We start from the raw sequence: 21,158 nt of genomic DNA, 5'->3' as shown, positions 1-21,158 counted from the left end.
TCAGGTGACGTCGAAGGATGCCACGATGCGCCTGCCGTCGGTCACCTGGATCTTGCCCTCGGCGATGAGGACCACCTCTCCGTCGCGATCCCCGTCGTAGTCGCCGGAGGCCAGCGGGGTGCCGATCGCTCCGGGCAGAGGCCGCCCGGGGCCGAGGCCGCCGGGACCGCCCCAGTGGACGTTCGGGGGCGAGAGGCCCTCCGGCGCGTCCGTGTGGCTTTTCCCCCTGCCGAAGACCAGGTCGTCGTGGCCGTCGCCGTTCAGGTCGGTCGCGATCGCCTGGCCGTTGGCACCCTTGAAGCGGCCTTCGCGCCCGTCGCCGTAGTAGACGGTCAGTGTGCGGTCCACCTCGGGCGGCTCCGTCTCCTCGCCCGGCTCGTCGTTGCGCGAGCCGTCGTCACCGGCGGCCAGGTCTCTGGTCCCGTCGCCGTCGAAGTCTCCGAAGGCCGCCGCCATGCCGGGGGTGAGCTCGCGCGCCCGCTCGGCGGGCCCGCCCCGGCGTCCGGCGAGCAGCCAGCCCGGCTGCTGCTCTCCGTCGTCGCCCTCGAAGGTCACCAGCCCGCCCGGCCACGCGCCGATCCGGTCGGCCGTCATGCGCCAGAACTCCTCGCCGGTCGGAGAGGAACGGACGACCCGCCGGGCCGGTGTCCCCTCGCGGTCGAACGGCCCGTAGAGCAGGGCCAGCCCGGGCCGGGACTCGTCCAGCACCGCCATCGCCACGTCGGCCGCGCCGTCGCCGTCGAAGTCGCCGGTGACCGCGCGGTGCGTGTCGCCGCCGTCGATCGCCCTCGCGATCGGGGTGGGGACGGCGTCGGCGGCGATGCCGGACTTGCCGCCCCAGAACACGCTGGGCGCCTGCGGCTCGTCCAGTCCGCCCGCCGCCCCGAAGGCGAGCACGTCGCCGAAGCCGTCGCCGTCGAGGTCGGCGTGGAGGCCGCCGTCGATGATCCACGGGACGAACCGGCTGAGCACCGTGCGTCGCGCCGGGTCGAGGCCGCGGCGGGAGCCGTACAGGATGACCAGGCGCTCGCGGTCGGCGATCCGGACCTGGAAGGCCAGGTCGGAGAAGCCGTCGCCGTCGATGTCGTCGGGCCGCGCTGACGTCTGCCGCACGCGCGCGGAGGGCGGCGCCGACGACGGCGCGGCGCTCGTCCGGGTGGGGACGGTGGGCGGCGCGGCGTCTGTCCGCGTGGGGGCGGCGGGCTGCGCGGCCCCGCACCCCGTGAGCAGCAGGACCACGACGAACAGGGAGGTTCGGGGCATGCGGGCATCGTAGTGTTGACCCTGACACCGTGTGAGGGGCTACATCTGGGGGCGTCATGTTCAGCATCGGAGACTTCGCCAGGCTGGGGCTGGTGTCGGTGCGCATGTTGCGCCACTACGACGCGATCGGGCTGCTCAGGCCCGCGCACGTGGACCCGGCCACCGGCTACCGCTCCTACCAGGCCGCCCAGCTGTCCAGGCTCAACCGGATCGTCGCGATCAAGGACCTCGGGTTCACGCTGGAGCAGGTGGGTGCGATCCTCGACGACAAGGTGAGCACGGAGGAACTGCACGGCATGGTACGGCTGCGCCGCGCCCAGCTGGAGGAGCAGATCAGCGCCGATCTGGCCAGGTTGCGCGGGGTGGAGGCGAGACTCCGCACGATAGAGAGGGAAGGGCACATGCGCACCGACGACGTCGTGCTCAAGAAGGTCGCCCCCATGCGGATCGCCGAGCTCAGCGGCCGGGCGGCCAGCTACGACAGCGAGGACATCGGCCCGGTCATCCAGCCGCTCTACGCCCAGCTGATGAAGCGGCTCTGCGAGGCGGATATCAAGATCACCGGGCCGGGCTGCGCCTACTACCTCCCGGAGGACGACGGCACCGTGATGGTCCACGCCGCCGTCGAGGTGGGGGTCTCCGAGGGCGCCGACGTCGGCTTCCTGAACCTGGCCGGCATCGAGACCGCCGCCGCGATCATCCACACCGGCTCGATGGATCACGTCGGCACGACCATGCAGGCTCTCGCCCACTGGATCGAGGACAACGGCTACCGCGCCCTCGGCCTGTCGCGCGAGGTCTCTCTCCACTGCCCGGAAAACCGCGACGAATGGGTCACCGAGCTGCAGATCGAGGTGACTCGCTGACGTGGTCGAGCTGGAGCGCCACCGCAAGGAACTGGCCGGGTACTGCTACCGCATGCTCGGCTCCGGCTTCGAGGCGGAGGACGCCGTCCAGGAGACCTTCACCCGGGCGTGGAAGACGTTCGACCCCGAGCGCGGCGCGCTGCGCCCCTGGCTGTACGGCATCGCCACCAACGTCTGCATCGACATGCTCCGCAGCGCCCAGCGCCGGGCGCGCGCCATGGACCTGGGCCCGGCCGCCGAGCCGGGCGAAGGACTGGGCGAGCCGATCGCCTACGAACGCTGGGTCTACCCGATGCCCGACCAGCTCATGGACCCGGCCGAGCTGGCGGTCTCCCGCGAGTCGGTACGGCTGGCCTTCGTGGCAGCGCTCCAGCACCTCCCGCCCAGGCAGAGGGCGGTCCTGATCCTGCGCGACGTGCTGACCTGGTCGGCCGCCGAGGTGGCGAACCTGCTGGAGACCAGCGTGGCCTCGGTCAACAGCGCTCTCCAGCGGGCCAGGACGGCCCTGCCCGCCACGGCCGAGCCACGCCTGGAGGTGGACGAGGACCTGCTGGCCCGCTACGTGGACGCGTTCGAACGTTTCGACGTGGACACGCTGGTCGCCCTCACCCACGAGGACGCCGTCGAGTCGATGCCGCCGTTCGCCTGGTGGCTGGCGGGCCGGGCGGCCATGCGCGAGGTGCTGGTCGCCTCGGGCGGGGAAGGCTGCCGGGGCAGCAGGCTGGTACGGGCGGGGCCGACCACGTTCGGCCAGTACCTGAACGGGGAGGCGTTCGCGATCGTGGTCCTGGAGACGTCGGGCGGCCTGATCAGGGGTACGACCACGTATCTGGATCCGCGTTTGTTCCCGTTGTACGACCTGCCGATGAGTTTCGGGGGTCCCGACCGTAAGTAAGAGCATGGACATCATCGAATTTCCCGAGCGGCACTACGTGGCCGTCCGCAAGACCATCACCCTGACCACGTTCGGAGTGGTCGGCGACCGCATTCCGGAGATCTACGGCTGGCTGGCCGCGAAGGGCGTGGCCATGGAGGGCGCGCCGTTCTTCCGCTTCCACGTCATCGACATGGAGGGCGAACTGGACGTCGAGGCGGGCGTGCCGGTGGCCGGGCCGGTCGAGGGGGAGGGCGACTTCGCCGCCGCCACCCTGCCCGCCGGCCGCTACGCGAGCGTCCGCCAGATCGGCCACCCCGACCAGCTCCTCCCGGTCATCGAGAAGCTGCGTGCCACCCCCGGCCTCGACTTCGACATGACCGAGGAGGCCGACGGCGAGCACTGGGGTTCGCGCCTGGAGATCTACCACACCAACCCGGCCGAGCAGCCCGACATGAACAAGTGGGAGATCGAGCTTCAGTTCAGGCTCAAAGACCCAGCGTGACCTTGAGGTCGGCGGCCAGGGCGGCCAGCCCCGCGGCCGCCTTGGTCCTGGCCGCCGCCACCTCGACCTCGACCGGCACCACCACTTCGAGGTAGCACTTGAGCTTGGGTTCCGTGCCGGAGGGTCGCACCACGACCCGCGCCCCGCCGGCCAGCCGATAGCGCAGCCCGTCGGTCGGCGGCAGCCCGCCCTCGCCCTTGGCCAGGTCGTCGATGCCCTCGACCACGCGCCCGCCGAGCTCCTTCGCGGGCTCGGCGCGCAACCGCGCCATCGCGGCGGAGATCAGCGACACGTCCTCCACCCGCACCGACAGCTGCGAGGTGGCGTGCAGGCCGTAGCGCCTGGCCTGGTCGTCCAGCAGGTCCAGGAGCGTACGCCCGGCCCGCTTGGCCTCCGCCGCGATCGCGGCCACGGTCAGCGCCGCCCCGATCCCGTCCTTGTCGTGGACGGGCAGCCCGGCGTGGGAGCCGACGCTGTAGCCCAGCGCCTCCTCGTAGCCGTAGACCAGGCCCTCCCCGGCCCGCATGATCCACTTGAAGCCGGTCAGCGTCTCGGCGTAGCGCACCCCGTGCGCCGCGGCGATCTTGCCGAGCAGCGTGGAGGACACGATCGTGGTCGCCACCAGCCGGTCGCCGGTGGTGTTGGCGATCACGTACTCGCCGAGCAGCGTGCCCACCTCGTCACCGGTCAGCATCCGCCACGAGCCGTCGCCCACCGGCAGGCCCACCGCGCACCGGTCCGCGTCGGGGTCGTTGGCCAGCACGAGGTCCGCGCCGATCTTGCCGGCCAGCGCCAGCGCCAGGTCCATCGCCCCCGGCTCCTCCGGGTTGGGGAAGGCGACGGTCGGGAAGGCCGGGTCGGGGTTGCGCTGCTGCTCGACCGCCATCGGGCTGGCGAACCCCGCCGCCAGGAACGCGCCGGTCAGCGTGCCCGCGCCCACGCCGTGCAGCGGCGTGTAGGCCACCTTCAGCGTGCGCGCCGTGCCCAGCGGCAGCGCGGTCACCGCCTCGACGTAGTCGTCGAGCAGGTCCTCGCCCAGCTCGGTGAAGGTGCCGGGGGCCGCGTCGAGCCCCCTCTCCTCGTACGGCGCGCCCAGCGGCAGCCCGTCCACCCGGCCCACCGCGTCGATCGCCGCGGAGATCTGCCCGTCGACGGGCGGCACGATCTGGGAGCCGTCGTTCCAATAGACCTTGTAGCCGTTGTCCCTGGGCGGGTTGTGGCTGGCCGTCACCGTGACCCCGGCGTCGGCGCCCAGGTGGCGTACGGCGAAGGCCAGCACCGGCGTCGGCAGCGGCCGGGGCAGCAGCGAGGCGTGGATGCCCGCGCCGGTCAGCACCGCGGCGGTGTCGCGGGCGAACACGTCGGACTTGTAGCGGGCGTCGTAGCCGATGACCACGTGTTTGCCGGGGCCCAGCACCGCGGCCAGGCCGGCGGCCGCGCGCATGACCGTGACCCGGTTCATGCGGTTGGGGCCCGCGCCCAGTTCGCCGCGCAGGCCGGCCGTACCGAACTCGAGCTTGGCGCCGAAGCGGGACGTCAGCGTGCCGAGGTCGGCGCGCTCGATGAGGTCGGAGAGCTCGGCTCGGGTGTCGGGGTCGGGGTCCTGGGCCAGCCACGCGCGGGCCTGCCTCAGCAGGTCGCTCATACCCGGTCGACCACCTTGGCCAGCAGGCCGCCCATGCGCGCGGCGGTGGCCTTGCCGACCTGGAGCACCTCTTCGTGGTTGAGCGGCTCGCCGGCCAGGCCCGCCCCGGGGTTGGTGACGAGGGAGACGCCGAGCACCTCAAGCCCCGCCTCGCGGGCGGTGATCGCCTCCAGGACGGTGGACATGCCGATCAGATCGCCGCCCAGCGTGCGCAGCATGCGGATCTCGGCGGGCGTCTCGTAGGTCGGGCCGCGGAAGGCGACGTAGACGCCCTCGGCGATGGCCGGGTCGATCTCGCGCACCAGCGCGCGCAGCCGCTTGCTGTAGACCTCGGTCAGGTCGAGGAAGGTCGTGCCGGTCAGCGGGTTGGCGCCGGTCATGTTGATGTGGTCGCTGATCAGGACCGGGTCGCCGACGTTCTGCGTCTCGGGGCGCAGGCCGCCGGCGGCGTTGGTGAGCACGACCGCCCTCACCCCGGCCGCGGCGGCCGTGCGGATGCCGTGGACCACCTTGTCGACCGGGCGGCCCTCGTACAGGTGCGTGCGACCGAGCAGGACCAGCGCGTGGCGTCCCGCGTCGGTGCGGACGACCCGGATCTTGCCGCCGTGCCCGGCCACCGCGGGTGGCGCGAAACCGGGCAGGTCGGTGAAGGCCACCTCGGTGACGGTCTGTCCGAGCGCGTCGGCGGCGGGAACCCAGCCGGAGCCCATCACGAGGGCCACGTCGAAGGTGTCGACGCCCGCCGCGCCCTTCAGCGCGGCGGCGGCGTCCTGTGCCAGGGTGTAGGCGTCGTTGCTCACCTCAGTAGTTTAGGAGCAGCCTGTCGAGCACCCTCACACCGAACTGCAGGGCCTCGACCGGCACCCGCTCGTCCACGCCGTGGAACATCGCGGCGAAGTCCATGTCCTTCGGCAGCCGCAGCGGCACGAACCCGAAGCCCCGGATGTTCAGGTCGGCGAAGAAGGTCTTGTTGTCGGTCCCGCCCGACATGCAGTACGGCACCGCCCGCGCCGTCGGGTCCTCGGCCTTGAGCGCCGCGATCATCGACTCGACCAGCGCCCCGTCGAACGTGGTTTCCAGCGCGATGTCGTGATGCACGAACTCGCGGCGTACCTTCTCCCCGATCAGCGAGTCGACGGTCTTGAAGAAGTCCTCCTCGTGGCCGGGCAGGAAGCGCCCGTCGACCACGGCGGTGGCCTGGCCGGGGATCACGTTCGACTTGTAGCCGGCGCCGAGCTGGGTCGGGTTGGAGGTGTGGCTCAGCGTCGCGCCGACGAAGCGGACCAGCGGCCCGATCTTGTCCAGCACGTTCTGCGGGTTCGCCGGGTCGAACGGGATCTGGAAGGCGTCGGCCACCTCGGTGAGGAACGTCCGCACGGTCGGCGTCAGCGTGATCGGCCACTCGTGGGCGCCGATCCTGGCGACGGCCTTGGCCACCTCGGTGACGGCGTTGTCGGAGTTGAGCATGGAGCCGTGCCCGGCGGTGCCGTCGGCGATCAGCTTCATCCAGGCCAGGCCCTTCTGGGCCGTCTCGATCAGGTAGAGCCGCAGCGACGGGTCCACCTCAAGCGAGTAGCCGCCGACCTCGCTGATCGACTCGGTGACGCCCTCGAACAGCTCGGGGTGGTGGGCGGTCAGGTGCTTGGCGCCGTAGACGCCGCCGGCCTCCTCGTCGGCCACCCACGCGAAGACGATGTCACGCTTGGGCTTCCTGACCTCGCGCTTCATCTGCCGCAGTACGGCCAGCATCATGGCGTCCATGTCCTTCATGTCCACCGCGCCACGGCCCCAGATGTAGCCGTCGCGCACCTCGCCGGCGAACGGGTCGACCGACCAGTCGGCGGCATTGGCCGGCACGACGTCCAGGTGCCCGTGGACCAGCAGCGCGGGCAGGCTGGAGTCGCTGCCCTCCACGCGGGTGACGACGTTGCCGCGGCCCGGCTCGCTCTCGATGTAGGTGGACTCGATGCCGACCTCGTCCAGCCTGGCCATGACCACTTCGGCGGCGGCCCGCTCGCCGGGACCGCTGCCGTCACCGTAGTTGCTGCTGTCGACGCGGATGAGCTCCACGCACAGGTCGGCTACTTCCTTCTCAGCGGGCGTCATGTTCTCTCCAATGTGAGCAGACCGGACTTGCGGAGGTGCCCGCGCTTGTGGGCGCGGGTGATCAGCGTGACGTTGACGTCGGTGACGTCGTCGATCGGGCCGACGACGTTCGTGAGAAAACGGTAAAGGTCGGCCTCGTGCGCCGCGACCACCTGGACGATGACCGAGTGGGTGCCCGAGGTGGCGGCGCAGTAGCGCACGTCCGGGTGCGCGGCCAGCGTCAGGCCGACCTGGTCCAGCCCGTGCGGGCGGACCTTCAGCCAGATCTGCGCCTCGACCTCCAGGCCGAGCAGCGCCGGCTCGATCTCGGCGCGCATGAGCAGGAGCCTGCGGTCGAGCAGGGAGGTGGCCCGCCGGCGCGCGGTCGGCAGCGACACGTCCAGCCGCTCGGCGATCGCGGTGAACGCCGCCCGGCCGTCGGCGACCAGCAACTCGGCGATCTCCTCCTCCAGCGGCGAGAGCCCATCCTGGTCGGGCAGCGGCCCCGCGCTGTAGACGGGGCGCAGCTCGGCGACCTCCTCGGGGGTGAGGAACGGCGCGTGCCACTCGGCCACGGTCGTGAACGTGTGCAGGACGACCTGGGTGCGCGTCTGCAGGACGCCGCTGATCTCGGTGACCTCGGAGGAGACGATGTCGTGCAGCATCTCCCTGCTCGGGGCGACCAGTTCGCAGCCGAGATCCGCCTCGCCGGTGAGGGAGTAGACCGAGCGGGTGTCGCGGCGCTCGCTCAGCGCCGCCGCCACCTTGGCCGAGGCGCCGGGCCGTACCTGGACGTGCAGATGGACCGGACGGCCGTGGCCGGTGCGCAGATCGTCGTAGATCGCGGTGACGCGGACCATGCCCTCGTTGATGACGCGCTGGAGCCGGCGCGCGACCGTGCGCTCATGCTCACCGACCACCCGGCCGATCTCACCCCAGGACGCGCGCGGGCTGACCTGCAGGGCCGCGATCAGGCGCCGGTCGAGAACGTCCATGGAGAACCGTTTCTGTGTCGGGTTTGTAAATAAATCTCTGGATGTTTGACTATTTCGGTCGTCCACTTGCACAGTAGGGCACCACCTGACCTGTAAGCAAAGGAGCCCCTGGTGGCAACCTCACCTGCGACTGAGTCGCCGCTTGGCATCCCCAGAAGCCGTGTCCGCCAGCTCATGGCCGCCAGCATCGGCAACGTGGTGGAGTGGTACGACTGGTACGCCTACGCCGCCTTGGCCGCATATTTCTCCGTCCAGGTCTTCCCCAAGAGCGCCGACGCCTCCCTCGTGCCCCTGCTGGCCACGTACGGCGTCTTCGCGGTCGGGTTCTTCATGCGGCCACTCGGCGGCCTGCTCGTCGGCTCGTTCGCCGACCGGTTCGGCCGCAAGGCCGCGATGACCTTCACCATCGTGCTGATGGGCGTCGGCTCCCTCATGCTCGCTGTCACTCCTACCTATGAGGCGGCGGGCGTCCTCGCCCCGATCATCCTCACGCTGGCCCGCCTCATCCAGGGCCTGTCGGTCGGCGGTGAGTTCGCCGCCGCCACCACCTTCCTCGTGGAGTCGGCGGGGCCCGGCCGCCGCGGCCTGTTCTCAAGCTTCCAGTACGTCAGCACGACCATCGGCCAGCTCCTCGCTCTGGGCCTGGCCGCCGGGCTGGGAGCCATGCTGGCCGAATCCGACATGAACGGCTGGGGCTGGCGCATCCCCTTCGTGATCGGCGCCGTGCTCAGCCTCGTGGGCCTGTGGATCCGCAAGGGCGCCGACGAGACCTCGCACGTCGCCCAGGAGATCCAGGAAGGCAAGGTCGAGCGGCCCAGGCTCTTCGACTTCCTGCGCAACTACCCCAAGCAGGCCGCCCTCATCGTCGGCATCACCATCGCCGGCACCGTGGCCTACTACACGTGGACCACGTTCCTGCCGACCTACGCGAACATCACCGTCAACTTCTCCAAGACCGAGGCGCAACTCGTCGGCACGATCTCGCTCGTCTTCTTCATGATCCTGCAGCCGCTGCTCGGCATGCTCTCGGACCGGATCGGCCGCAAGCCCCTGCTGATCACCTTCGGCGTCGGCTTCACCCTGCTGCCGGTGCCGCTCCTGGGCATGCTGGACAACACCTTCGCCAGCCTGCTGCTCATCCAGTGCGTCGGCATGGTCTTCCTGGGCTGCTTCACCTCGATCTCGGCCGCGGTGAACTCCGAGCTGTTCCCCACCCGGGTGCGGGCCGCGGGCGCGGGCTTCCCGTACTCGCTCACGGTCGCCCTCTTCGGCGGAACGGCTCCGCTCATCGGGACCGCCTTCATCGACGCCAAGATCCCCGGGGCCTTCCCCTGGTACATGTCGGCGCTGGCCCTGGTCTCGACGCTCGTCTACATCTTCGCCCTGAAGGAGACCAAGGACCAGCCGCTGCGCTGACCGTCCCGGTGGCACATCCCGGGCGTGTTCACACGCGCCCGGGCGTGTCGCGGCCCGGTCAGAGGGACGTGCAGGGGCGGCCGCGCAGTTCCTTCACGTAGTCGTCCGGCGCGCCGGCCTTCTCGGCGGCGTCGGCCAGGAAACCCAGGTAGCGGGCCGGCGGAAGGCCGCCCTCATAGGCGTCGAGGACGTAGAACCAGGCGACCAGCTCGCCCTCCAGCGTCTGCACCCGCAGCCGCACCTTGTGGTAGACGCCGCGCGCCGCGCCCTCCCACTGGTCGAGTGAGTCCTCGTCGAACTCGGGCACGTCGTAGAGCACCACGAAGACGTGCTCGTCGGGATCCTCGACGATCGTCGCCAGCGCCTCGGGGCCGCCGAACGTCAGGCGCCAGCCCTGCAGCCAGCCCGCGCTCCGGACTGGAGAATGCGGCGCCCGCAAGGCCATCTGCCCGGGGTCCAGGTTGCTGCCGTATGCGGCGTAGACAGGCACAGCAGCTAAGACTAGCGCCCCGTTCGCCTGCTGCTCAGGACATACGGAAGAATGGGACACGTGACTAGGATCGTGATCATCGGTGGCGGACCAGGCGGCTACGAGGCGGCGCTGGTAGCCGCGCAACTTGGCGCGCAGGTCACGATGGTCGAGCAGGACGGTCCAGGCGGCGCGTGCGTGCTCACCGACTGCGTGCCGTCCAAGACGCTCATCGCCACCTCGGTCCGCAAGCAGGCGCTGATGGACGCGCCGTCGCTGGGCGTCTCCTTCTCCGGCGGGCTCGACGGCGACGCCGGTGTCGCGCAGGTCGACCTGCCGCTGGTCAACAAGCGGGTCAAGGAGCTGGCCCAGGCCCAGTCCATGGACATCGAGACCAGGGTGGCCGCCGAGGGCGTCGAGATCATCAAGGCGCACGGGCGCCTCGTGGATCCGCAGGTCGTCAAGGCGGGCGAGCGGACGATCAGGGCGGACGTGGTCCTCGTGGCCACCGGCGCGACCCCGCGCATCCTGCCCGGCGCCGAGCCCGACGGCGAGCGCATCCTCACCTGGCGCCAGCTCTACGACCTCGACGCGCTGCCCGAGCACCTGATCGTGGTCGGCTCCGGCGTCACCGGCGCCGAGTTCGCCGGCGCCTACCGCTCCCTGGGCTGCGAGGTCACGCTCGTCTCCAGCCGCGACCGCATGATGCCCAACGAGGACGCCGACGGCGCCGAGGTGCTGGAGGAGGTCTACCGCAGGCGCGGCATGAACGTCATGGGCCGCTCCAGGGCCGCCTCGGTGACGCGTACGGCCGACGGCGTCCTGGTCACGCTGGAGGACGGCCGCGTGGCCGAGGGTTCCCACGCGCTGATGACGGTCGGCATGGTCCCCAACACCACCGGCATCGGCCTGGCCGAGGCCGGGGTCCAGCTCGACCGCAACGGCTTCATCAAGGTCGACAAGGTCTCCCGCACCTCCGCGCCGGGCGTCTACGCCGCGGGCGACTGCACCGGCGTGCTCATGCTGGCCTCGGTGGCCGCGATGCAGGGCCGGATCGCCGTCTGGCACGCGCTGGGCGAGGCCGTCCAGCCGCTCCGCCTGGCCACGGTGGCCTCCAACATCTTCACCGACCCGGAGATCGCCGCGGTCGGCGTGGCACAGCGCTCGATCGAAGCGGGCGAGATCGAGGCCAACGTCGTCAAACTCCCCCTGGCCACCAACGCCAGAGCCAAGATGTCGGGCTTCAACGACGGCTTCGTGAAACTGTTCTGCCGCCCCCACACCGGAATAGTCCTGGGCGGCGTGGTGGTGGCCCCGAGAGCCTCCGAACTGATCCTGGCGGTCTCGGTGGCGGTCCAGCAACGCCTGACGGTGGACCAGCTGGCCCACACCTTCGCCGTCTACCCGTCGCTGTCCGGCAGCATCACCGAAGCCGCCCGCCGCCTCATGCAACCAGAAGCGGCCATCGGCATCTGACCCACCCCTTACCCCTCCTTCCAGCCGTTACGGCAGGCCGCTCCCACGCCACCCGCCGCCCCGCGCGGGCGCCGATCGTGGGGGTCGCTTCTCACGTCGCACGGACGCGCCGCCGCTACGGCCCACCTTGGCCGGGTAAGACGTAAGCCCCTCCACTTGCCGTAACGGCCGGAAGGCCCTCAAGACGACGGGCGCGCCCTCCGAAGAGGACGCGCCCGCGGTGTCTATCGGATGAGAGACGTCTACCAGTCGCCGCCGCCGAAGTCGCCGCCGCCGAAGTCGCCCCAGCCGCCGCCGCTGTCGCCGCCGCCGAAGTCACTTCCGCCGCCGCCGAAGTCGCCGCCGGCGCCCGCGTCGGAGTAGCCGGCGCCGTAGCCGCCCATTCCCCAGCCGCCCATCATGCTGCCCATCATCGTGCCGATGAACATGCCGGTCATGATGTCGCCGAAGCCGCCGTAGTAGCCGTAGGCGTACGGCTGGTAGGCCGGGCCCGCGTCGTAGTACGGGCGGCGCTGGCCGTCGACCATGACCTCGCGCATCTGCGGGTCGAAGCCGCGCTCGACCGCCTCGGCGTCCTGCGCGCAGGCCGGCACTTCGCGCACGGCGCCGTTGGGCGGGGCCCAGCTGACGTCGCGGACGGACGGGCCGTGCTGCGGGTTGAAGAAACAGGGCGCGCGGCGCTCGGGCACCGGCTGGTTGTTGACCTTGGCCTTGACCACGGCCAGCGAGTAGCGGCCGTCCTCCAGCGTCTGGGTGACCTCGCGGATCTGGTCGGACCGCTCGATCGTGGCGAGCTGGGTCTTGGCCTTCTCGTAGGAGTCGAGCGCGTGCTGCCACTCGTCGATGTGCTGGCCGCCCTCACCCGCGAGGGTGACGTCGGTGTCGAGCGAGGTGATCTCCTCACCGAACTTGGTGACGTCCTCGTCGACGGTCGTCTTGACCATCGCGAGTTCCTTGGCCTGCTTCTCGGCGAGCTTCTTCTTCTTGTTCTTGGAGTAGAGGAAGTAGCCGCCGCCACCCACCAGGGCGATGGCGCCGAGACCGATCAGCGCGCCGGTGCCGCTCCCGCCACTGCTGGGCGAGCCGGACGACAGCGCGGACTTGCTCTTGCCCTCGGCCAGCAGGTTGATCCGGTTGACGAACTCGTTCATGCCTGCGGCGATGTCGGAGTTGTTGCGCGTCGACAGGTTCGCGATCTGACCGGTCCTGCCGCTGCCGAAGTTCGATCCGGCGAACAGGGTCTTGCCGTCGAGGACGGCGACGGTCACGCGGGCGTTGTTCTTCGCCGCGGCCGTCGCGTTGCCCAGGGTGGTCAGGTAGGTCTTCACGTCGGTGACCGAGCCGTCGGGCAGCGCCGCGACGTAGATGTCGCTCTTGGAGTCCTTCAGGGCGGACCGGATCTCCGACTGCTCGTCGGACGTCAACGCGGAGCCGTTCTCCACGTAGAGCGGATCCTTCTTGTCCTTCCAATGGGACAGGATGGTCTGGGCGTCAGGCGGCGCCGCGGCGTGAGCAGCGGGGGACAGCGCGAATACAGCGAGTAGACCGGCGATCAGAGCCGCGGTCGCGGCCCCCGCTCGGCGCAGCGAGTGGGTCATGGGCAGCTAGCCTCCTTCGCCCTTCAGGACGAACGGGCGGTCGGGAAAGTTCCTCATCTCGCACGTTACCCGTCTGGAGGGCATCGGATGGGCGTTGGGCGGGCTTGGAGCCCTCAGGCATCCTTGATCTCGCAGATGATCGCCCCTGAGGTCACCGTCTGCCCGACGGCCGCGGCCAGGCCGGTGATGACGCCCGCCTTGTGCGCGGTGAGCGGCTGCTCCATCTTCATGGCCTCCAGGACGACCACCGTGTCGCCTTCCGCCACCGTGTCGCCGTCGCCGGCCACGACCTTGACGATCGTGCCCTGCATCGGGCTGACGAGCGCGTCGCCGCCCGCCGCCTTCTTGGCGCCGCCGGCGCCGCGCTTGGGGGCCTTGGTGTTCGCCGAGGGCGTACTGCCGGCGGTGCCGAGACCGGCGGGCAGGACCACCTCCAGGCGCTTGCCCCCCACCTCGACGGTCACCGTCTCCCGGGCCGGGGCCTCACCGGCGGCGATCTCCCCGGAATAGGGCGGGATCGTGTTGTCGAACTCGGTCTCGATCCACCGGGTGTGGACGGCGAACGGCTCGGCGGTGAAGGCCGGATCCTCGACGACGGTCCGGTGGAAGGGCAGCACGGTCGGCATGCCGTCGATCTCGAACTCCGCCAGCGCCCGGCGCGAGCGCTCCAGCGCCTCGGTACGGCCGCGCCCCGTCACGATCAGCTTGGCCACCAGCGAGTCGAACGTCTGGGGTACCGTCATCCCCGCCTCGTACCCGGAGTCGAGCCGCACGCCGGGCCCCGACGGCGCCCGAAGCACGGTCAGCGTCCCGGGGGCGGGCAGGAAGTCGCGCCCCGCGTCCTCGGCGTTGATGCGGAACTCGAAGGAGTGCCCGCGCAGCGCCGGGTCGTCGTAGCCCAGCGCCTCGCCGTCGGCCACGCGGAACATCTCACGCACCAGGTCGATGCCGGAGACCTCCTCGGTGACCGGGTGCTCGACCTGGAGCCGGGTGTTGACCTCCAGGAAGGAGATCGTGCCGTCCTGGCCGACGAGGAACTCGCAGGTGCCCGCGCCGACGTAGCCGGCTTCGCGCAGGATGGCCTTGGAACTGGTGTAGAGGGTCTCGACCTGCTCGGGGGACAGGAACGGGGCGGGCGCCTCCTCCACGAGCTTCTGGTGGCGGCGCTGGAGCGAGCAGTCGCGGGTGCTGACCACGACCACGTTGCCGTGGGCGTCGGCCAGGCACTGGGTCTCGACGTGGCGCGGGCGGTCGAGGTAGCGCTCGACGAAGCACTCGCCCCGCCCGAACGCGGTCACGGCCTCGCGCACCGCCGACTCGTAGAGGTCGGGGACCTCCTCCAGGGTGCGGGCCACCTTGATGCCGCGGCCGCCGCCGCCGTACGCGGCCTTGATGGCGATCGGCAGGCCGTGCTGTTCGGCGAACGCGACGACCTCCTCGACCCCGGAGACCGGGTCCTTGGTGCCGGCGACCAGCGGCGCGCCCACCTTGGCGGCGATGTGCCTGGCCTGCACCTTGTCGCCCAGCGCCGCGATGGCGGCGGGCGGCGGCCCGATCCAGGTCAGCCCGGCGTCGATGACGGCCTGGGCGAAGCTGGCGTTCTCGGCCAGGAAGCCGTAGCCGGGGTGGACGGCGTCGGCGCCGGACTCGGCGGCGATCCGCAGCAGCTTGGCGATGTCGAGGTAGGTCTCGGCGGGAGACTGGCCGCCGAGCGCGTAGGCCTCGTCGGCGGTCTTGACGTGAAGGGCGTCGAGGTCCTGCTCGGCGTAGACGGCGACGCTGGCGATGCCCGCGTCCTTGCACGCGCGGGCCACCCGTACGGCGATCTCGCCCCGGTTGGCGATGAGAACCTTGTGCACCGGTGTCTTTCCTTCCTCGACAAGCTGGAACGGAGTTTATCTACCGAGGTACGCCCCTCCGTTGACGTGGACCACCTGCCCCGTCAGATGTCTCGCACCGGGCGAGGCCAGAAAGAGTACGGTCTCGGCCACGTCGGCCGGTGTGGCGGGTCGCCCGTTGCGCGTGTTGTTGACCCTGGCCCTGATGCCGTCCTCGGTCAGGCGGCCTCTGAAGAACTCGGTGTCGACGACCAGGCCGGGGGAGACGACGTTGGCGGTGACGCCGCGTGGGCCGAGTTCGGCGGCCAGGTCCGCGGTCCACGACTCGACGGCCGCCTTCGCCGCGCCGTACGAGCCGGAGCCGGTGCCGCGGGCGGCGATGGAGCCGATCGAGATGATCCGGCCGCCCTTGCCGAAGCGCGGCAGCAGCGCGGTCGTGACCAGGACGGCGGACAGCAGGTTGGCGTTGAGGTTGGCCCACCAGGCCTCGGCCACGTCCGGGAGTTCGCCGGACGGCTCGCGGTCGAGGTTGGTGTTGCCGCCCGCGTTGTTGACGAGCACGTCCACGTGCCCGGGAAGGCGCGGCGCGGCGTCCTTGACCGCCTCGGGCGCGGCGGCGTCGAAGGCCACGTGCGCGGCGCCGAGCCGCCGGGCCGCTTCCTTCAGGACATGCTCGCGGCGGCCGGTGATCGTGACGCGGTCGCCGAGCGCGATGAACGCCGCGGCGATCGCGTATCCGATGCCGGTGCCGCCGCCGGTGACGACAACCTCGCGCATGGGGACGAAGCTCCTCCAGGTCAGAACAATCCTCTGGAAGACCATAACCGCTCGGCATAACTGGGGGCGATGGGCCCCTCTGATGCCTATGGTGAGGTCGCTCTCTCGTCGCGACAGCAGGAGGCAACCATGAGTCAGGGTCTGCTAGGTGGCAACCCCGCGGAAATGCAGCAGATGGCGACCCAGTTCACGCAGCAGTCGGAGACGGTGCGGGCCACGATGGCGGCGCTGGACCGCGAGGCCGCCAAGGTGGGCACGGCCTGGACGGGTCCGGGCGCCGACCGCTTCAACGGTGCCTGGCAGACCTACCGGGCCTCCTTCCAGCGGATGGCCGAGGAACTCCAGGAAGCGGCCCGGGTGATCAACACCTACCGGGGCAACATCGAGTCCGCCACACGCTGACCCGCGACGGCTCCGCGGTCCCGGGCCGCGGAGCCGTACCGCGTGGCTGCTCGAAGCAGGAGCGGGGGTAGCCAGGCCGCCCGAAGCAGGAGCAGGAGCAGTCAGGCCGCCCGAAGCCGGTCAGGCCTTCTTCAAGCCGGACGGGGTCGGGCAAAACGCGACCGGATAGGGTAAACGGCCATGATGGGTCGCGCCTTTCTGGTCAGCCTGGTCGCGCTGCAGTTCCTCGCCGCGCCCGCCGCGGCCCAGGCCGCGCGCGACGACTGCGACCCGGAGAAGGGCAACTTCCAGCCCGGCGTCTCGTGGGCGCAGCAGCGCATGGACGTGCGGCGAGTGTGGCCGCTGACCCGGGGCGACGGCGTCAAGGTGGCCGTCATCGACAGTGGCGTCGATCTGACCCACCCGCAGATCCCCGTGTCGGGAAAGGCGGACCTGACCGGCAAGGGCTACCGCGACTGCGTGGGCCACGGTACCGCCGTCGCCGGCATCATCGCCGCCCGCGACATGAAGGGCGTCGCCTTCCACGGCATGGCGCCGAACGTGAACCTGATGTCGTTCAAGCAGTCGCACGACGGCAAGGGCGAGCTCAGCCTGCTGGTGCGGGGCATCAAGGCCGCCGCCGACCTCGGCGCCGAAGTGATCAACATCTCGATCCAGGCCGAGCACCACCCCGCGCTGAAGGCCGCCGTCGACTACGCGCTGGCCAAGGACGCGGTGATCGTCGCCGCGGCGGGCAACATCAGGAAAGAGGACCGCACGGAGAGCGCCGCCTACCCCGCGGCCTATGAGGGAGTGCTCGCCGTCGGCGCCGCCGGCAAGCAGGGCGTGCGCTCCGACTTCTCCAACTCCAAGACACCGGTGGCCGTCCTCGGCCCCGGCCAGGAGATCACCGCGACCTGGCCCGGCAAGTCCTACCAGGCCGACCTCAACGGCACGAGCTTCGCCGTGCCGTACGTGACGGGCGTGGTCGCGCTGGTGCGCGCGCGTTTCCCCCACCTCAACCAGGACCAGGTACGGCGCCGCGTCATCGCCACCGCGGAGGGCTCCACCGGCAAGGGCACCGGCGCCGGCATGGTCAACCCGATGCTGGCGGTGACGATGGTCCTGCCGTACGAGCCGGTCAACGCCCCGGTGGTGGCCCCGCCGCCGCCCGCGCCGATGGGCAGGGACGTGGTGACCAAGGCGCCTCCGGTGGACCACGACGCGATCGCGAAGGCCGGGATCATCGCGGGGGTGGCCACGCTCCTGGTGATCCTCGTCATCACCGCCCGGGTCTTCATGCCCATGAGCCGCAGGCGGGCCCGCGGCCCGATTTAGTGTCAGTACGGCGTCTTGACAGTGAAATGTCGGATCGTAACCGAAACTACTGATACATATGGGGCTTTTTTGGTTCAATGTGTCTCGATCATGACTACTCATGAAAGAGACGGCCAATGACGCCTTTGCGGCCGGAGGATCCCCCGCAGATCGGCGAGTACACCCTCATCGGCTTTTTGGGTGAGGGACCTCGCGGGGCCATGTATCTGGGCCGGGCAGAGGACGACGCCCCCATCAGGGCGATCAAGCTGCTGCCGCCCGAGCCCGAGGTCACACCGGAGGCTCTCGCTCGATTCACCGCGGCCAGGCGGGTCTCGAGCTCCTATATCGCGCGTGTGCTCGACTCCGGCTGGCACGAGGACCGGCCGTACCTGGTCCGCGAGCACGTCGAAGGCCGCAGCCTGGCCGAGACCGTGGCCGAGGACGGCCCGCTGGCCGAGGACGCGCTCGAACGGCTCGCACTCGGCATGCTCACCGCCCTGTCGGCCGTGCACCTGGCGGGCATCGCGCACCGCAGCCTGACCCCGCACAACGTGATCATGGGCGCTGACGGCCCGAGGGTCACCGACGTCGGTCTCGGCGACCCCGTCGGCGAGGTCGGCTACCAGGCGCCCGAGCAGATCAACGGCCTGCAGTACGGGCCGTACGCGGACGTGTTCGCCTGGGGCGCCGTCGTGGCCTTCGCCGGCAGCGGCGAGCCGCCGTTCGGCCAGGACGGGCAGGCCGTGCTCAACGCCGAGCCGCACCTGCCCTTCGACGCCGAGCCGCTGCACCGTGTCGTGCGGGCCGCGCTGGCCAAGGGCGTGCACCAGCGCCCGACCACCTACACCGCGCTGCTGCAACTGCTCGGCGACACCGGTCCGGCCAGCGGGATGATCCCGCCGCCGCCGGCCGTACGCCCGGACGCCGAGACCATGGTCCACCAGGAGCAGCCCGTTCAGGGGGTGCCGGTGCAGCCGGGTCCGGTGGCTCCGGTGGCGCCGCCGGCGCAGCAGCAGGGGCCCTCGTGGGGGCCGCCGCAGATCCCGAACCAGCAGCAGCCGCCGATCAGGATGGAGCCGCTCGCCGGCACCGCCGTGGGCGCCGAGCGCCCGCGCAAGCGCTTCCCCCTCGCCCTCGTGGCCGGACTCGGCGTCATCGCGCTGCTGTCCGGCATCGGGCTGTGGGGCGCCGGGCGGTACGCGGAGATCCAGCCGGTCGCGCAGTCGGCGGCCAGCGGCAACAACGTGGTGAAGATCCCGTCGGTCGCCGGCGAGTCGGGCACCGGGACCGGGGGCGTGCCCTCGGCCGGTGTTCCCGCAGACGGCCAGGGGCAGCCCGATCAGCCGCAGCCCACGGTCACGGTTCCGTGGGCGGTCACCTCTCCGCCGCTGGACGACGACGGCGTGGGCCCTCTGGTGCTGCCGACCGAGTGGCCCTCGGCCAGTGGTACGCCGTCGGTGCCCGAGCTCACTTCGCCGCCGACGCCGACCAGCGCGCCCTCGGTGCCCAACGTGGCCACCACGCAGCCCACGGCGCAGCAGCCCACGGCTCAGCCGACGACGGAGAAGCCGCGCAAGGGCTCGGGCAAGCCGTCCCCGACGGCCACGGTGACCAAGACCGTGGAGCCGTCGGACAAGCCCACCCCGACGCCCACGCAGAAGCCGACCGAGGAGCCCAAGCCGACTCCGACGCCGACTCCGACGCCGACCACCGAGGCGCCGAAGCCCACCCCGACGCCGAAGCCCACGCAGAAGCCGTCGGAGGAGCCCAAGCCGACGCCGACGCAGAAGCCCACTCCGACGGAGAAGCCCGAGCCGGAGAAGCCCAAGCCGACGCCCGACCCGCCGAAGCCGGAGCCGGAGAAGCCGAACCCGCACACGCCGACCTCGGCCTGCGGTGGCGGATTCTCCGTCCAGCGCAGCCAGTCGTTCGCCGGCGGCGTCACCTACCAGCTGTACAACAACAGCACGGGTGAGAACTGCGTGGTCACGATGAAGACGGTCAACGTCGGCAAGGCCAGCCCGGTCAGCGCCACCCTGGAGGTTCAGGGCGGCGGGACCAAGACCGACAGCGGCAACTTCGAGTACTACGCGGGTCCGGTGAAGCTGCCGGCCAAGGGCAAGTGCGTGCGGTTCTCCGGGAGCGCCGGCTCCGGGAGCACCAGCGCGGGCTGGGCCAACTGCGGATAGCGGATACGAAGGCGCCCTCCGGGAGGAACCGGGGGGCGCTTTCCTTTTAGTAGCCGCTGTAGCCGGCGCCGGTCTTCATGCCGACCACGCCGGGCACGTTCGAGACCGATCCGTACCTGCTGACCGCGTAGCGGACCCCGGCGATGATGTTGTCCACCGGGTCGTAGATGTTCCTGTGATCCGGCAGCGCGTAGGAGTTGAACGTCGGGTCGATCGTCTGCATCAGTCCCTTGGAGGGGTGGCCGGCGGCGGCGTTGGAGTCCCACAGGTTGATGGCGTGCGGGTTGCCGCCCGACTCGTGCTGGATGATCATCCAGATGTCGTTGGGGTTCATCTTCCCGATCGGCACGCCGTTGGCCTCAAGGATCTTCATGGCCTGGTCGATCCACTCCTTGACCTTGCCGGTCGGCGCCGGGCCGCCGCCCGCGGCGGGTGGCGGGCCGCTGGGGCCGTAGCCGCCGACGTTACGTCCGCCGCCGCCGTCGGGGCCGCCCGCGCCGCCGCCGTTCTTGCCGTAGCCCTCGGTGGGCTCCCAGACGATCGTGCGGCCCTTGGCGGGCGTGAACTCCTCCTTGGCGACCTCGGGGATGGCGGCGAAGGTGAGCGGCCGGCCGTCCAGGAAGCCGCGGATCGCCGTCTTCGCGGCGCTCACGTCCTTCTCCGCCTTGTCGACGTGCACCTTGGCGTCGATCTCCGCCTGGTCGATCAGCGGCTTCGTGCCCGCGTCGCAGCCCGCCTCGGTGGCGTCCTTGTTGTTGGCGAAGTAGGTCGTGTGGTGGTTCGTCATGTCGGTGATCAGCTTGGTGGCGATGCCGTCCACGCCCGACTTGGCGGAGCGCAGCGAGGCCGCCGCCGTGTCGAGGGAGGACGCGGCGTTGGACAGCAGCAGGTACAGGCCCTCGCCGGCCTTGCCGTACTTGCGCATGTACTCCACGAAGGCGTCGGCGGAGCGGCCGTACCAGGCCTCGTCCACCACGTTGACGGCGCGGCCCAGCGAGCCCACGTAGTCGTCGGTCTCGTCCGAGATGCCCCGCCAGGACTTGGCGATGGCGTCGAGTGCCGCGGGGTCGCCGGTGACCTTGCGCTGGAGCGCCGCGATCCTCTCCGGTACGGCCGGCGTCGCGCTCATGACGTCGCCTTGTGCGCGTCCTTGATGTTCTGCTCCACCGCGCTGAGCCCGATCTCGACGTCGTGGAGCTTCCTCCTGGCCTGGTCGCCCTCGTTGATCAGCGTCGACCAGACCTCGTCCACGATCTTGACCAGGGCGGCGGAGTCCGTCAGGTGCCCGGCCGCCTCCGCCGGGGTCGCCTTGCGCCGGATCTCGACCTTGCCCTCCTTGTCGTAGGTGGGCTCCTTGCCGTCGTTGTTCTCCAGCCGGACGTCTCCGTACTGGTTCTTGGCCTTGTAGATGGCAGTGCGGCACTGGTCGAGTGCCTTGTAGTGGATCTCGAGGTTCGCCAT

19 protein-coding genes are annotated in these 21,158 nt (G+C 70.8%); 8 read left to right on the top strand and 11 right to left on the bottom strand.

Going from position 1 to position 21,158, the window contains the following annotated elements:
* Positions 1 to 1,263 (bottom strand): FG-GAP repeat domain-containing protein, encoded by a 1,263-nt coding sequence (locus ACIBI5_RS30875; RefSeq protein ID WP_397252238.1) that lies wholly within the window; start codon positions 1,261 to 1,263, stop codon positions 1 to 3.
* 56 nt (positions 1,264 to 1,319) lie between these two features.
* Here ACIBI5_RS30875 and ACIBI5_RS30870 point away from each other — a divergent pair, with 56 nt between their 5' ends.
* The 3 genes from ACIBI5_RS30870 to ACIBI5_RS30860 are packed head-to-tail and all read left to right on the top strand — an operon-like array spanning position 1,320 to position 3,508.
* On the top strand, positions 1,320 to 2,129 hold the full coding sequence (locus ACIBI5_RS30870; RefSeq protein ID WP_397252237.1) for a MerR family transcriptional regulator: 810 nt from the start codon (positions 1,320 to 1,322) through the stop codon (positions 2,127 to 2,129).
* Position 2,130: 1 nt separating this feature from the next.
* The gene (locus ACIBI5_RS30865; protein ID WP_397252236.1) at positions 2,131 to 3,024 is read left to right on the top strand and encodes an RNA polymerase subunit sigma-70; all 894 of its coding nucleotides are present in this window, start codon (positions 2,131 to 2,133) and stop codon (positions 3,022 to 3,024) included.
* 4 nt (positions 3,025 to 3,028) lie between these two features.
* The gene (locus ACIBI5_RS30860) at positions 3,029 to 3,508 is read left to right on the top strand and encodes a GyrI-like domain-containing protein (RefSeq protein WP_397252235.1); all 480 of its coding nucleotides are present in this window, start codon (positions 3,029 to 3,031) and stop codon (positions 3,506 to 3,508) included.
* Here ACIBI5_RS30860 and ACIBI5_RS30855 read toward each other — a convergent pair.
* Genes ACIBI5_RS30855 through ACIBI5_RS30840 form a run of 4 tightly spaced genes read right to left on the bottom strand, consistent with a single transcriptional unit; the run spans position 3,492 to position 8,233 of the window.
* The gene (locus ACIBI5_RS30855; protein WP_397252234.1) at positions 3,492 to 5,153 is read right to left on the bottom strand and encodes a phospho-sugar mutase; all 1,662 of its coding nucleotides are present in this window, start codon (positions 5,151 to 5,153) and stop codon (positions 3,492 to 3,494) included. The genes ACIBI5_RS30860 and ACIBI5_RS30855 overlap by 17 nt on opposite strands.
* Positions 5,150 to 5,953 carry a purine-nucleoside phosphorylase gene (locus tag ACIBI5_RS30850; protein WP_397252233.1) on the bottom strand — a complete coding sequence of 268 codons (804 nt, stop codon included), beginning with the start codon at positions 5,951 to 5,953 and terminating at the stop codon, positions 5,150 to 5,152. The genes ACIBI5_RS30855 and ACIBI5_RS30850 overlap by 4 nt, the downstream gene beginning before the upstream one ends.
* 1 nt (position 5,954) lies before the next feature.
* Positions 5,955 to 7,259: a M20/M25/M40 family metallo-hydrolase gene (locus ACIBI5_RS30845; protein ID WP_397252232.1), complete on the bottom strand. Its 1,305-nt coding sequence runs from the start codon at positions 7,257 to 7,259 to the stop codon at positions 5,955 to 5,957.
* Positions 7,256 to 8,233, bottom strand: coding sequence for an Lrp/AsnC family transcriptional regulator (locus ACIBI5_RS30840; RefSeq protein ID WP_397252231.1), 978 nt, complete (start codon positions 8,231 to 8,233; stop codon positions 7,256 to 7,258). The genes ACIBI5_RS30845 and ACIBI5_RS30840 overlap by 4 nt, the downstream gene beginning before the upstream one ends.
* A 111-nt stretch (positions 8,234 to 8,344) precedes the next feature.
* Between ACIBI5_RS30840 and ACIBI5_RS30835 the strand changes: the two genes are divergently transcribed.
* Complete coding sequence (locus ACIBI5_RS30835; protein WP_397252230.1) at positions 8,345 to 9,649, top strand: MFS transporter; 1,305 nt, start codon at positions 8,345 to 8,347, stop codon at positions 9,647 to 9,649.
* A 58-nt stretch (positions 9,650 to 9,707) separates the two neighbouring features.
* Here ACIBI5_RS30835 and ACIBI5_RS30830 read toward each other — a convergent pair whose 3' ends face one another.
* Entirely contained in the window at positions 9,708 to 10,139 is a 432-nt protein-coding gene (locus tag ACIBI5_RS30830) for a gamma-glutamylcyclotransferase (RefSeq protein WP_184957863.1), read from the bottom strand.
* A gap of 60 nt (positions 10,140 to 10,199) precedes the next feature.
* On the opposite strand from ACIBI5_RS30830, the gene ACIBI5_RS30825 reads away from it, so the two are divergent.
* Positions 10,200 to 11,594, top strand: a complete 1,395-nt coding sequence (locus ACIBI5_RS30825) for an NAD(P)H-quinone dehydrogenase (RefSeq protein ID WP_397252229.1) — start codon at positions 10,200 to 10,202, stop codon at positions 11,592 to 11,594.
* Positions 11,595 to 11,836: 242 nt separating this feature from the next.
* On the opposite strand, the gene ACIBI5_RS30820 is transcribed toward ACIBI5_RS30825, so the two are convergent.
* The 3 genes from ACIBI5_RS30820 to ACIBI5_RS30810 form a co-directional block, all read right to left on the bottom strand.
* Entirely contained in the window at positions 11,837 to 13,192 is a 1,356-nt protein-coding gene (locus tag ACIBI5_RS30820) for an LPXTG cell wall anchor domain-containing protein (protein WP_397252228.1), read from the bottom strand.
* Between the two features lie 113 nt (positions 13,193 to 13,305).
* Complete coding sequence (locus tag ACIBI5_RS30815) at positions 13,306 to 15,051, bottom strand: acetyl/propionyl/methylcrotonyl-CoA carboxylase subunit alpha (RefSeq protein WP_397252227.1); 1,746 nt, start codon at positions 15,049 to 15,051, stop codon at positions 13,306 to 13,308.
* A gap of 36 nt (positions 15,052 to 15,087) precedes the next feature.
* Complete coding sequence (locus ACIBI5_RS30810; protein WP_397252226.1) at positions 15,088 to 15,807, bottom strand: SDR family NAD(P)-dependent oxidoreductase; 720 nt, start codon at positions 15,805 to 15,807, stop codon at positions 15,088 to 15,090.
* A 129-nt stretch (positions 15,808 to 15,936) separates the two neighbouring features.
* Here ACIBI5_RS30810 and ACIBI5_RS30805 point away from each other — a divergent pair, with 129 nt between their 5' ends.
* The 3 genes from ACIBI5_RS30805 to ACIBI5_RS30795 all read left to right on the top strand — a co-directional run bounded on the left by ACIBI5_RS30805 (position 15,937) and on the right by ACIBI5_RS30795 (position 19,697).
* Entirely contained in the window at positions 15,937 to 16,209 is a 273-nt protein-coding gene (locus tag ACIBI5_RS30805; protein WP_184957858.1) for a WXG100 family type VII secretion target, read from the top strand.
* Positions 16,210 to 16,389: 180 nt separating this feature from the next.
* Positions 16,390 to 17,526: a S8 family serine peptidase gene (locus tag ACIBI5_RS30800; RefSeq protein WP_397252225.1), complete on the top strand. Its 1,137-nt coding sequence runs from the start codon at positions 16,390 to 16,392 to the stop codon at positions 17,524 to 17,526.
* A 116-nt stretch (positions 17,527 to 17,642) separates the two neighbouring features.
* Positions 17,643 to 19,697, top strand: a complete 2,055-nt coding sequence (locus tag ACIBI5_RS30795) for a serine/threonine protein kinase (protein ID WP_397252224.1) — start codon at positions 17,643 to 17,645, stop codon at positions 19,695 to 19,697.
* A 46-nt stretch (positions 19,698 to 19,743) separates the two neighbouring features.
* Here ACIBI5_RS30795 and ACIBI5_RS30790 read toward each other — a convergent pair whose 3' ends face one another.
* Both ACIBI5_RS30790 and ACIBI5_RS30785 read right to left on the bottom strand, forming a co-directional pair.
* On the bottom strand, positions 19,744 to 20,826 hold the full coding sequence (locus tag ACIBI5_RS30790) for a transglycosylase SLT domain-containing protein (RefSeq protein ID WP_397252223.1): 1,083 nt from the start codon (positions 20,824 to 20,826) through the stop codon (positions 19,744 to 19,746).
* A complete protein-coding gene (locus ACIBI5_RS30785) occupies positions 20,823 to 21,158 on the bottom strand; it encodes a hypothetical protein (RefSeq protein ID WP_397252222.1) in 336 nt (111 codons plus the stop codon). The genes ACIBI5_RS30790 and ACIBI5_RS30785 overlap by 4 nt, the downstream gene beginning before the upstream one ends.

The sequence above is a fragment of the Nonomuraea sp. NPDC050540 genome (assembly GCF_044457485.1).
Taxonomy (GTDB): Bacteria; Actinomycetota; Actinomycetes; order Streptosporangiales; family Streptosporangiaceae; genus Nonomuraea.
The sequence above is the reverse complement of the archived record's forward strand: the minus strand, read 5'-3'. Positions and strand labels throughout refer to the sequence as shown.